This is a genomic window from Paenibacillus phytorum, assembly GCF_013141715.1.
Taxonomy (GTDB): Bacteria; Bacillota; Bacilli; order Paenibacillales; family NBRC-103111; genus Paenibacillus_E; species Paenibacillus_E phytorum.
Map to the genome: position 1 here is coordinate 1 of NZ_WHOA01000064.1, position 12,716 is coordinate 12,716.

A 12,716-nucleotide genomic window follows, 5' to 3' on the forward strand; every position below is an offset into this window, starting at 1 on the left:
AGCTCGTACATCAATTGCAAGCACTTTTTTTCTTGTCAATTTCTATCGTTCTCTGTCGGAAAGCAATAATAACATAGCTTGCTGTTTGAATGCAAGTCCCATTTAATGACTCATGGTGATTTGCCGCTTCAAAGCAACGAGGAATAATGTAACACGTAGAGAAACCAATTACAACCCTTTTGGAAATGTTCCATAATTGCAATTGTTTTGAATTGTTCCTACATAGAATCCAAACACAAAGGATGCAGCCCTCTGCATCCTTTGAAGCTCATTAGTATTCCATTCTATCTATTGAAGGAAAATTCAAGGGGGAATCTACAACTCAAGTAAAAGGGTTGCCTTATCTAGCAGATTATTACGAATCAACGCGTAGATTGAAAGAATTCGATACGCTCTCCGTCTAAACCATTAAAGAAGAAGTATCTGGAGCCATTCGGAAGGGTCGTAATCTCAGCATCCAGCTGCTCAACTCCCAATCCTTTGATTCTTGTAAATTCCTCTTCAATATCATCCACAGTAAAGGCCAAATGATGAACTTTTCCCTCTTGCGGTAAACCCGCGTTATAACCCTCTATTAATTCAACTTCAGTTTCATTTAATGCTTCAAAGCCAAGAAAACCGAGTTTGATCACACCATTCGTATGTAACAAAGTACCTTTGTGCTTAAGTCCAATCACATCTTCATAGAAACGGATCGATGCTTCCAAGTTCGCTACCATTACACCGACATGCTCCATTTTCAAAACTGCCATCTGTACATAACCTCCTCCATTCATCTCCTTCTATTGTAACGAAAAGAGCATGAGAGGACTAGACCGTCTTTAAGAGATACTGAGCGTTTCCATTTCGCCATCCAGCGAGAAGAGCGTCACTTCTTTATTCGTAATATTGACCAAACCAATATCATCAAATACTTTTCTCACTTGAGCATTGGATAAATGCTTCACTATGGTTTGAGCCGCTATCTGTAAATGATCCTGATACATGGATTCAAAAAACATAAGAACTTCTTTTTCCCCGACTAGAATTTTCGCGTGCATCATCCCATTAACACCCCCATTATCAATGGTTCAATTGTATAATTTGGAATCTAGGAAAGTGTCAGAACTTTATTAGGTTTATGTTAGGTTCATAGATTTCGCCTTAGATATAAAGTCAGTGTATACTAGAGTAAAGAAGACGAGGTGGGAGGGTGCAAATATGAGATTACTAAAGCTTCTTCAAATCTATGAAGTGGACGGGATTACACCCAAGCATCGATCGGAACGATTCAATTTTGATGAAATTCAAGGGCAAACATTCCGTGAAATGAACCCTACTGAGGTTGGGTGCCCAATGATCCTATCAGGCGTCCATCAATATATACCCTTCAAAACAACTAGAGTTCAAGCAATAGATCGGGACGGATTGGATTTCCGGGTACTGACACGCAATACTATCTATCATTTTGAAGTTTATACGGAACGACAAGCCACTTCACCTTTGGAAGGTTAATGGCTTTTTTTGTTGTTTCATCTAATAACAATTTCTTCACTTCTCAAAATCTACCATTTCCCCTTATACTAATAGATGGGCTTATTAACCGCAGTTCTATTAATTGAAGGAGGAATTTTTAACACATGAAAAAAACATTGACCACCCGCCTTACAGCGCTCGCTCTTGTTACCGTTCTTACTAGCTCTTTCGCTAGCAGCCTAGCATTTGCTGAAACAGCAGCACCCTCTTCTCCCGCTTCAATGAAATCAGATTTGCGTCTTGCCATTGATAACGGCGCTATTGAGGGCTACGGGGATACCGACTACCGCGGTGCAAATGCTGCTACTCGCGCTGAAGTGGTAACAATGATTAACCGTGCTGCCAAGCTGAAAAGTGCAGATCTTGGTTCTGTCACGTTCACGGACCTTGCAAATTGGCAAAAACAAGCGGTTGCGAATGCCGTTGCAGCTAAACTCATTAGCGGCTTTGCTGACGGTACGTTTCACCCGAATGCTGCCGTTACTCGCCAAGAGCTTGCTGAGTTGATCGTTAAAGTCGTAACTGGCGGCCAACTGCCAAAAGTGAACGAGAATGTGTTGAACTACTTCAAAGATTCCTCCTCCATCGCTAAAGAATCCCGACCTTATGTCGCCTATGCCGTTATCAGCGGAATTTTCACACCTACCCTTGACGGTAACTTCAATCCTACTGCGGAAGTAACGCGTGATGAAGTAGCTAAGGCCCTTAAGCCTATTTTATTTAAAGTGGTCGATATTTTAACAACGAACGATATTCACGGTAAAATTGAAGTCGGCTTCGATAAAAAGCGAAATCAGGGTCAAGGCGGTATCGAAACACTCGGTGGTATCGTGACCGATTTCCGTGCTGTAAATCCAAAAGGAACGGTCGTTGTTGATGGCGGGGACGCATGGCAAGGTACGCTGATTTCCAATACGACGAATGGTCAATCCGTGATGGATACGATGGCGCAAGTGCAATATGATGCCGCGGCTATCGGAAACCACGAGTTCGACTTCGGTCGCGACGTTCTGATCGACAACATTAAGAAAGCTAAATTCCCTATTCTCGGGGCTAATATTATCGATGATAAAACAGGTAAACGCGTTGACTGGACACAACCCTATGTCATTGTTGAGAAAGATGGCCTGAAAATCGGTATCATCGGCTTCGCAACGCCACAAACGACAACAACAACGAAATCAACAAACATTGAAGGCCTTTCCTTTGTAAATCCAGTTCCTATGGCTAAAGAATTGTCTGCTGAGCTTCGCGCTAAAGGTGTCGACATCATTATGGTTACCTCCCACCTACCAGGTGAGCAAAACCAAAAATCTGCTGAAATCATTAGTGAGCTTGCTGATCTTGCAAAAGGCACTGGGAATGGCACCCTTGACGCGATTGTCGGTGGTCACTCCCATATGCGTGTTGCCGGTATCGTGAATGGCATTCCTGTTGTAGAGGCTCAAAGCTGGCTGTATGCGGTTGGGCACATTCAACTGTTTGTAGACAAATCCACAAAGCAAGTCGTATCCTCGAATGCAAGCTTGCTGGAAACATATACGAACCTGACGACAGCTGACGCAAAGATTCACCAAACGGTTGAAGATTATAAAGCCAAAATTTCGGCAAAATCCGGAGAGGTTGAAGTCGTTGCTGCAGAGCCGCTAACTCGTAAATCTTTCCGCTTTGCTACCAATGGTGGAGTTGATCGCGACGGCGCTTCCCAATTAGGAAACAGCATCACAGATGCCATGCGCGCTTCTGAGAAATCCGATATTGCCTTCACTAATATTGGCGGTATTCGCGCTGATGTAGACAAAGGTGAGTTGACGTATGGCAAAATGTTTGAAGTGTTCCCTTTCGGCAATTACAACGTAACGGGCACAATGACTGCTGCTCAAATCAAAAAAGCACTCGAAGTTACAGATAAGTACACAAATCTTCCGGCTATTCAATTCTCCGGCATGAAAGTAGAATGGGACAGCACGAAGCCACTCGGTGAGAAATATTCCAAAATTACCCTGGTAGATGGCACACCAATTTATGTCGATGGCAAGTTTAATACAGACCGTACATTCAAAGTAACAACCAATGATTTTATGGCTACTGGCAGTGGCGATGGCTTTACGGTATTTGGTGAAGTGAAAGATTGGAAAGATGGCGCCATCATGCTGGACGCTTGGGTGAATTATGCTAATTCCCTGAAAGCTGCTGGTAAAGAACTATCTGTGCAGGACGATGGTCGCGATGTGCGTTTGGATTTGAAGAAATAAGCTATCATTAATTATTAACCTCATACAAGGATAAACGACTTCGTCGTCCTTCTGGGACGAGCGCGTTTGTCAAGGTAGATGCGAAGCAAAAGTATAAAACTTATACTTTCTTATCTACAAATAAAAAAAGGCCTTTGACCGCATCCAAAAATGGATAGGGTCAAAGGTCTTTCTATTTGGTCAGCCATACACGCATCAGGGATAGCAATTGGCTTAAATTAAGCGGTTTGCTAATATAATCGGAGGCTCCTGCTTGCAAGCAAATGTCCCTGTCCTGTTTCATAGCCTTGGCCGTCAATGCAATAATCGGCACTTTCTCAAATCGGGTATCTTTCCTAATCATTCGCATGGCTTCGTAACCATCCATAACAGGCATCATGATATCCATAAGTATGAGATCGATGTCTTGATCTTTCTTCATGATCTCCAAACATTCCTGTCCATTATGAGCAACGGTAACCAGTATTCCTTCTTTCTCAAAAGCATTGCTTAGAGCGAACACATTCCGAACGTCATCGTCGACGACAAGTACTTTTCTTCCGCTAAAATTGTTCCTCTCTGCTGGATCAGCGGCTTTCTTATAGGCATCCCTAAGCAGAAAGTCACTTATCATTGGGGAAGACGCAGCTGCAGCTTCCTTCTGCATGGATTCAGTTTCATTAAAGACATGCTCCAATGAAGGAACATAAAGCGTGAAGGTACTGCCTACTCCCTCTTCGCTTTGCATAATAACCCTACCACCAAGAAGTCGGGCTAATTCACGGCTTATCGATAATCCAAGGCCTGTCCCTCCATATTTACGATTCGTTGTTCCATCCGCCTGGCGAAACGGCTCGAAGATCAATTGCTGCTTCTCAGGAGATATCCCAATCCCTGTATCTTTTACGGATATGACCAGAACTTGTCTATGTTTAGCCAATGGCAGAAACTCTTTAATCTGCTCCTCGCTGCACATACTCAAATTCACCTGAACAGAGCCCTTATGTGTAAATTTAAAGGCATTCGAGAGTAAATTTTTAATAATTTGGCTTAATCGCTGTTCATCCGTATAGAAAATATCTGGAACCTGTAAATCGCGCACGATGCTAAAAGTGAGACTTTGCTGTTCGGCCACCTTTGCAAATTGACTTCGCAATATATCGGGAAGCTCTGATACATTCATTTCACCGACATGAATATCTAATTTGCCAGCTTCGACTTTGGATAGATCAAGAATATCGTTAATCAGATGCAGAAGATCATTCCCTGAAGAATGAATAACACGGGCGTACTCTTGCTCTTCTTTGGTCAACGAACCCTGTTTATTTTCTTGTAGCATTTGGGAAAGGATAAGCACACTGTTTAATGGGGTACGGAGTTCGTGTGACATATTTGCCAAAAATTCCGATTTATATCGAGAACTTTGCTGCAGCTGAACCGCATGTTCTTCAAAAGATGCTTTGATATTCTCTAGCTCCCGTGACCTTTCTTCCGCAAATCGATTCTGTTCTTCCAACTGTTCATTCGTCATGTGCAGTTCTTCTTGTTGCGTTTGAAGTTCTTCCGTCATGATCTGATATTCTTTTAAAAGCCGCTCAACTTCAACACGCGTTTGCACACTATGTACAATTGTACCTAATACTTCGAGAATATCTTCAAGCAGCTCAAGCTGCAGCGGAGTAAATTTATCAAAGGAGGCCAGCTCCATGACAGCAATAACTTCATTGTTATGTAAAATGGGTACGATCAGAACACTTTGAGCTTTCGCCGCTCCAAGTCCAGACGATAGGGTAATGTAACTATCTGGTATATTGGTTAGGTGAAACATTCGCTTCTCAACCGCACATTGACCGACTAGTCCATCTCCCAATTTGAATCGGTGAACCCCAATGCCATCGCTCCCCCCCATGACCGCATAAGATGCCAACTTAATCATAGAATCCTTGTCTTCATAGGAAGAACGAAGATATAGAAGACCGTAAGAAGCATCAAACAGTTCAGCCGCTTTACTAATAAAGGATTTCCCAAGTGTTTCCATATCCGAGATCCCTTGAAGCATATGAACGACTTCCGTTAATTTTCGCTGCTGCCACTCCATCTCTTCTTGATTCTCAAGCAGAACATTCATTGCTTCCGCAAGATCTTTCACCTCATCGTTCATGGTAACTTGTATACGTTTAGAACGATCTCTCTTCGATGAACTTAAATTCATAATACTTCGTGTTACTTTTTTAATCGTCCCTACGATAGATCGGGAAATTAATAATGCAGCTGCTATTGAAAATATAACAACAAGCGTTAACATGACGAATAGAGACGTGGTCAGCATCTGATTCTGTGCATCTAAGTGCGCTGCTCTTTGCTTGGTAAGTCCCATTTCAACACTGCGAAAGCGATCTAACTGTGAGCGTATATCATCAATAACTTGCTTCCCAAGTAAAAAATTATAATCAAAATACGTTTCGTTATTAACGTTATTTCTCATCGAAGATAGGGACTTTCCTCCGCTCTGCTGAAGCCATCGTTCGATTGACGCCTTAATGGAAGAAAGATTTTGCTCCTGTATGCTATTATCTCGAGTCAGCTGACTGAGACGACTGTAGGATTCCCTCCACTTCGACTCGCCTACGTTGTAGGGTTCTAAATAGCTGAGAACACCCGTAAGTAAATAGCCCCGCTGCCCGCTTTCCATATCCATCACATATTTTTCGATACGATTCGTTTCATTATGGACGGCAAAATCATGCTCGATGATATAATTTCTATCTTTCTGCATGGAGATCACTTGATAATTAACTAATACAAATGAAATGGTTAAACAGACAATGATGAACATATACCCAATCATAATCTTGGAACGGATACCAAATCTATTTTTCCCCATCATGCTGCAGTCCCTTCCTTTAGTAAGAATTCGCCTTATACGTGTATTATACTATGTTCTCCAAAAAATGGGATATGGAGATTATATATACTTTACTACTTTACCAAGTTAATGTATTATTATAGTAACGCATTAAATTAAAATAATTTAAATAAATAGGAGTGATTATTATGAGTCGGACAATTAAACACATCCGCCCTCGCAGCGTTCTTTCACGCATGAAGCCTTACTCTCCTGGGAAACCCATTTGGGAAGTTCAACGAGAATTAGGTATCGAAAAGGTCACCAAGCTTGCTTCTAACGAAAATCCTATAGGCCCTTCGCCACTAGCACTAACAGCCATTCAAGCTTATCTGACCGATATCCATCGCTACCCCGACGCCGACACGATTGATCTTAGGGGGGCAATTGCGGAGAAATTACAACTTTCTTCTGATGAAGTCCTTGTAACCAATGGAGCCGATGAACTCATTACACTTATTTCGGAGACATTTTTGGAACCAGGGGATGAGATTATTGTTCCTTCTCCAACTTTTAGCGAATATGAATTCGGGGCTAATTTAATGGGCGCAAGTGTCGTGCAAGTACCGCTTCGTGAAGATTACCGTTATGATGTTGACGATATACTCGCTGCTGTAACTGAACAAACCAAACTGCTTTATATTTGCTCACCTAACAATCCAACAGGCACATATATGAAGAAACAAGATTTACACCGGCTTATGGATGAGCTCCCTTCCTATGTTCTTGTTATTTTCGATGGGGCTTATAGTCACTTTGTGACGGCGGATGATTATAGCGATGGGTTGGAGCTTGTGCGTTTGGGCTACCCCATCGTCGTCACACAAACCTTTTCGAAAATATACGGATTGGCTGGTATTCGTGTAGGGTATGGCATCGCGTCACCAAGTATTTTGCATAGTATCCGTCAGGTCAAAGAACCATTCAATGTGAATGCTTTAGCACAAGTTGGCGCTACTGCAGCGATTAAGGATGATCAGCATCTTGATGCGACACGTGAGATGAATGCTCGCGGGAGAGAGCAGTTATATGAAAGCTTGCAGGCAATGGGATTGAAATTCACACGCAGCATGAGTAATTTCCTATTGGTTGAGCTTGGCCCGGACGCTAAAAACATCTATGAAAAGCTGATGAATAAAGGCATTATTATTCGTTATGGCGGAGCTTGGAACCTTCCTAATCATGTGCGGATTTCAGTTGGGACGTCGGACGATCATAGGGTATTAATCGAGGCGCTTCGAGAAATATTCGTTCAGCAAACCTGATTTCATCGCCACAGCCCAAAAACGCCTTGAACGATAAGCCGAAACCTACCGCCAATTGTTTGCGCCCAATCAAATATGCTACAATACTAACAATTATTGTCTCATGGGGGTAAGCGAAACAATGCTTAAGGAATTTAAAGATTTTGCATTCAAAGGGAACATGGTAGATTTGGCTGTTGGGGTTATTATTGGAGGAGCTTTTGGGAAGGTTATTACTTCGATTGTAAATGATTTAATTATGCCGCTTGTTGGATTGCTAATTGGCAAAGTGAAGTTCAATGATCTCTTTATTTCATTAAATGGCAAGCATTACGATACCCTTAAAGATGCGGTTGCAGCTAGTGCGCCTACCTTTAATTACGGACAATTCATTTCGACCTTCCTAGACTTTCTAATTGTTGCTTTTGTCATTTTCCTTGTTATCAAACAGCTTAGCAAGTTCCGCAAGAAGGAAGAGCCGAAAGAAAAAACGGTAACATCCAAATCTTGTCCGCACTGCTTGTCCGAAATTCCTGTACAAGCTACACGCTGTAAGTTCTGTACTTCAGAGCTGTCATCAGGTACTGCAGTTTCCGGTAGTATTCAATAATGCTAAAAGCCCGAATCGAATTATATCGATTCGGGCTTTTTTGTGCGCAGATCGGCGATCTCGCCTTGCTCGAAGGCATTCGTCTGAAGCAGGTAGAGCAGCTGCCTCGCAGTCGCTTCGGGCGATTGCAGCTCGCCCTGCTCTTTGAGCTGGACGAACCGGCTCACCTGCGGGAAGTCCACTTCCGCAGCAGCGCGGATCTCCCGCTGCATATCTGTGTCAACCACACCCGGTGCGATGGAGTAAATCTCCACCGGGTGCGGTTGGTTCATCTGCTCGACGCCCACGCAGCGCGTCAACATGTCCAGCCCGGCTTTGGCGGTGCAGTAGGCACCCCAGCCGGGGTAGGGCTTCTTCCCCGCGCCCGAGGAGATGATGGCGACCCGCTTCACAATCGGCCACGCCTGCGTGAGCCGAATGAAGCTGTTCGTCAGCAGCGCGGGCGCGATGAGATTGACCTGCAGGCTGCGCTGCAGGTCGTCATGGTCTGCTCGGCCGATCGACGTCATCGGCTCGAGCATGCCAGCATTATTGATGAGCGTGATGGAATCCGCTCCATCCACCGTGCCGAGGATTCGCTCCATGAGCGAATATAGGCCTTGCGTGTCTGCCAAGTCGTAAGCGTGGAAGGTAAGTGTACCTTCCGCGCGCAGCGCCTCTTGGCGCAAAGCTTCACTGTCGCTGCGGGAAATGCAGTGAATCGCAGCTCCCTGTTGTAGAAGCTGCAGGATAATCGCAGCGCCGAGTCCTTTTGAACCGCCTGTAATAATATACGTTTCCATTTACAACACCATCCCGTTGAAATTCGCCCTATACTTTAAAGATACCACTCTTCGGGAATGATGTCTTTAATTTGGCTATCACTCGCTCGTTAGATACTAATCCGCTATCTTCACGTCTGTAAAGATGAAATATACTGTTACAGACACGATTCCACATCCCCTCACATCTGTAACGATGAAAAATATCTTTACAGCTTCGCTCAGCGCATAAAACTGCTTTTTTCTCGTTTGTAAGTATGAAAAACATCATTACAGACACGATTCCACATCCCCTCGCGACTGTAACAATGTAAAATATTTTTACAGCTTATACAATGGTTGTAGGTTATTGTACACTTTGCAACAATTGCTACTGTTCTGATGGATAATATCCAATAGACGGCTCCTAAAGTGGTTGAAAAGAACTCTTCAAAAAAAGAACCCGCTGCCTGGTCGCAACGAGTTCTTCTCTCATTAGGCTATTAGTTAAGCACGCCCAAACTACTCATTTCCTCTTCCATCTCTCGTCTTAACGACAGTTTATCATGATCTTCCATAAAGGCGGCATCTACGCCATTCATGATCAGCTTAACCAATTCCGGTGTCGTAAAGCCAAAGCGATCCGCAAGCACCCGGTATTCATTGGTAATGTTCGTACCCGATACGCTGGGGTTATCTGTATTAATCGTAACGACCAGCCCTTGCTCCAAATATTCGCGAATCGGGTAGGCTTCCCAACCGGAAACGGCCTTCGTTTGGATGTTGCTGATCGGACACATTTCGAGCGGGATGCGGCGATCCTTGACCATTTCCAATATGGACCTGCTCTCCTTCAATCTAACACCGTGCCCAATACGAACAGCGCCGAGATTCGTGACGGCTTCATACACGTTCATCGCTCCGGCTGCTTCACCGGCATGGATTGTGACAGGAATACCAAGTCTTCCTGACTCCGCAAAAACCTCCCGGAAGCATTCCGGCGGATACGACGCCTCATCACCGGCTAGGTCGACAGCGACTATGCCTTTCCCTACATACTTAGCAGCTGCTTCGATCACTTCTAGGTTGCTTTCGCAAGAATGATTTCTCATGCAAATCGCAATGACGCCGACTCTCACACCGAAATCCCGCTGCCCCCGTTTCACTCCCTCTACCACATGACGAATCGTTTCCTCAACCGTCAAACCGTTGTTCCTATGCAGCTGCGGTGCGAAACGAACTTCCACATATCTGCAATTATGCTCAGCAGACTGTTCTACGACCTCGTAGGCAACTCGCTCCAAGGCCTCAGCAGATTGTAAAAACCGAGTAGTAAAATCAAATTTGCTTAGATATTCAATGAGACTTCCGCACTCCTCACCTACTCGCATGTGTGGAATGAGTCCATCTTTATCATAAACAGGAAGTTCAATGCCTTGCCTACGAGCGAGATCCAGAATCGTCTCTGGCTTCACACTGCCATCCAAGTGCAAGTGAAGATCAACCTTGGGTAATCTCGCTAATAGATCGTTAGCCCGTATGTTATTCATCTTCCATCTCTCCTTTTTCTTTTAATCTCGTAACGCGCTTTTAAAGAATTTTAATAACTTTACACGAATGTTATGATTATGTCAATATACATGACAAATATTACGTTTTTTCAATATATGCGTAAAGTATGATGACATTGCATGAAGTTCTGGAAATAAAAAAAATCCACTTCAGGGTCATTCATCCCCCTCTGCGGATCTCCTATTTCATTTTTCCTTACGAAGAATCACTTTCAACGCTTCCCGCACACTTAGCGGCGAAAGCTCCGTACTTGCAACGAAAGATTGTACCGCTGCGGCATCTGTCTTCGAATACTCACGAAGCGCCCAGCCTATTGCTTTACGGATGAAGAATTCCTTCGAATCGGCCATGCGCCTGATACAGCTAAACAGAAGCGGTACATCCGTCCGTTCTTTATATTTTAGTTGGAACAATATCGCCGTTCTTTGCAGCCACATATGATCCGAAGCTAGCCACTTATCCACATAGGATGGAATCAACTCAGGAAACCTCTGAAAGTGAAAGCCGATTAAGTGATCAGCGATCATATCTACGGTGTCCCACCACGATTTTGTCACAACGAAATGCTCCAAGACATCGATATGCTCCTGTTCAGCGGTTTTTCGCAGCCCAGTTAGGACCAATAATGCCGTGTAGGCAAACTCGCGCTCCGGCAACTCCCAGAGCTCTTTGGCAACCTCGACCCCCTCCTCACCTTTAGGGATGCCATGTTCTTTCGTGAATTGCTTGGTCAATGCTACTCGTTCTGGATTACGGATCCCTAGAAATGGGAAACGATTCTTCATGTAGGCTTCCATACTTGGCGCATTTGCCGTGTTGCGGTACGCTCTTAACCAAGCCTCCAGCTTGTCCGTATAAGGGGATGCCATTGGTTACGTGCCTCCTTTTTAACCTATCAGCTATACGCTTTATTGTAGCAATTCCAAAGTAATTCGGGTATGCTTATAGCAGAATTTTTAATATAGACTACTTATCGGATCGGAGAGAACTACATGACTTACAAACTAGTTGCCGCTGACTTAGATGATACGCTGCTGCGTGATGATCTAACCATCTCACAAGAGACTATTGATGCTATGCACCAGGCTGTTGCTAAAGGGGTAACCGTAACGATTGCAACGGGAAGAAGCTTCCCATCCGCTGCCAAGATCGCCAACCAGATCGGTCTCAATGTTCCGATTATCACCTATCAAGGCGCGTTAATCAAAAATCTAATTGATGAGGAAGTCCTCTACGAGCGTACAGTTCCTGTTGAAAGTGCCCGATTCCTGCTCGATTTCTGTGAAAAGCGCAACCTTCATTTACAGCTTTACCACGGGGATGAGCTTTATGCAGGTGAAGATAACGATAAGATCAAAGCCTACGTGCGTCTCTCCAAGACGCCTTATATCATTGGTGATCTGCGCCAATGGATTGATATCCCTCAACCTAAGATGCTTATCATCGATACACCGGAAGTTTGCGACCAGCTGCGTGAAGAGCTGCTTCCCCTGCTGGGTGACAAGATGCACATTACGAAGTCCAAACCGCACTACTTGGAATTCATGCATAAGGAAGGTACCAAAGGACATGCGATCACTTTCCTTGCCGAGCATATCGGCTGCTCCTTAGATGACGTTATTGCTCTGGGCGATGCTTGGAATGATCGTGAAATGCTGGAAGTCGCTGGACTTGGCGTCGCCATGGACAATGCGCTGCCGCAGCTCAAAGAGCTGGCGAACTACGTGACGAAGAGCAATAACGACGACGGCGTCAGACATGTTATTGAAAAGTTTATTTTGAATACGTAAGAGTACGTAATCGTTGAACCGATTCCAGCTGCATGGTCCACATGCTCCGGAGTCGGTTTTTTATTTACAATCGCTTGGTTTTTGGACATATCCTGTCCTTCCGGAT

11 protein-coding genes are annotated in these 12,716 nt (G+C 44.2%); 5 read left to right on the forward strand and 6 right to left on the reverse strand.

Annotation, left to right across the window (positions count from 1 at the left end; translation table 11 throughout):
• Positions 1 to 362: 362 nt before the first annotated feature.
• Together GC098_RS07925 and GC098_RS07930 are read right to left on the reverse strand one after the other, a co-directional pair.
• The gene (locus GC098_RS07925) at positions 363 to 752 is read right to left on the reverse strand and encodes a VOC family protein (protein WP_171642609.1); all 390 of its coding nucleotides are present in this window, start codon (positions 750 to 752) and stop codon (positions 363 to 365) included.
• A 69-nt stretch (positions 753 to 821) separates the two neighbouring features.
• Positions 822 to 1,043 (reverse strand): hypothetical protein, encoded by a 222-nt coding sequence (locus GC098_RS07930; protein WP_171642611.1) that lies wholly within the window; start codon positions 1,041 to 1,043, stop codon positions 822 to 824.
• A gap of 157 nt (positions 1,044 to 1,200) precedes the next feature.
• Here GC098_RS07930 and GC098_RS07935 point away from each other — a divergent pair, with 157 nt between their 5' ends.
• Both GC098_RS07935 and GC098_RS07940 read left to right on the forward strand, forming a co-directional pair.
• A complete protein-coding gene (locus tag GC098_RS07935) occupies positions 1,201 to 1,494 on the forward strand; it encodes a hypothetical protein (protein WP_171642614.1) in 294 nt (97 codons plus the stop codon).
• A gap of 125 nt (positions 1,495 to 1,619) precedes the next feature.
• Positions 1,620 to 3,770, forward strand: coding sequence for a 5'-nucleotidase C-terminal domain-containing protein (locus GC098_RS07940; RefSeq protein WP_171642616.1), 2,151 nt, complete (start codon positions 1,620 to 1,622; stop codon positions 3,768 to 3,770).
• Positions 3,771 to 3,942: 172 nt separating this feature from the next.
• Here the strand turns inward: GC098_RS07940 and GC098_RS07945 are convergent, their stop codons facing one another.
• Positions 3,943 to 6,636, reverse strand: coding sequence for an ATP-binding protein (locus GC098_RS07945; protein ID WP_171642618.1), 2,694 nt, complete (start codon positions 6,634 to 6,636; stop codon positions 3,943 to 3,945).
• Between the two features lie 167 nt (positions 6,637 to 6,803).
• On the opposite strand from GC098_RS07945, the gene hisC reads away from it, so the two are divergent.
• Positions 6,804 to 7,919 (forward strand): histidinol-phosphate transaminase, encoded by a 1,116-nt coding sequence (hisC, locus tag GC098_RS07950; protein ID WP_171642620.1) that lies wholly within the window; start codon positions 6,804 to 6,806, stop codon positions 7,917 to 7,919.
• A gap of 121 nt (positions 7,920 to 8,040) precedes the next feature.
• Positions 8,041 to 8,508 (forward strand): large conductance mechanosensitive channel protein MscL, encoded by a 468-nt coding sequence (gene mscL / locus GC098_RS07955; protein WP_171642622.1) that lies wholly within the window; start codon positions 8,041 to 8,043, stop codon positions 8,506 to 8,508.
• 20 nt (positions 8,509 to 8,528) lie between these two features.
• Here mscL and GC098_RS07960 read toward each other — a convergent pair whose 3' ends face one another.
• The 3 genes from GC098_RS07960 to GC098_RS07970 form a co-directional block, all read right to left on the reverse strand.
• Complete coding sequence (locus GC098_RS07960; RefSeq protein ID WP_171642624.1) at positions 8,529 to 9,290, reverse strand: (S)-benzoin forming benzil reductase; 762 nt, start codon at positions 9,288 to 9,290, stop codon at positions 8,529 to 8,531.
• Between the two features lie 461 nt (positions 9,291 to 9,751).
• Positions 9,752 to 10,798: an adenosine deaminase gene (gene add / locus GC098_RS07965; RefSeq protein ID WP_171642626.1), complete on the reverse strand. Its 1,047-nt coding sequence runs from the start codon at positions 10,796 to 10,798 to the stop codon at positions 9,752 to 9,754.
• A gap of 207 nt (positions 10,799 to 11,005) precedes the next feature.
• Entirely contained in the window at positions 11,006 to 11,689 is a 684-nt protein-coding gene (locus GC098_RS07970) for a DNA alkylation repair protein (RefSeq protein ID WP_171642628.1), read from the reverse strand.
• Between the two features lie 123 nt (positions 11,690 to 11,812).
• On the opposite strand from GC098_RS07970, the gene GC098_RS07975 reads away from it, so the two are divergent.
• Positions 11,813 to 12,610 carry a Cof-type HAD-IIB family hydrolase gene (locus GC098_RS07975; RefSeq protein ID WP_171642630.1) on the forward strand — a complete coding sequence of 266 codons (798 nt, stop codon included), beginning with the start codon at positions 11,813 to 11,815 and terminating at the stop codon, positions 12,608 to 12,610.
• Positions 12,611 to 12,716: the final 106 nt, after the last annotated feature.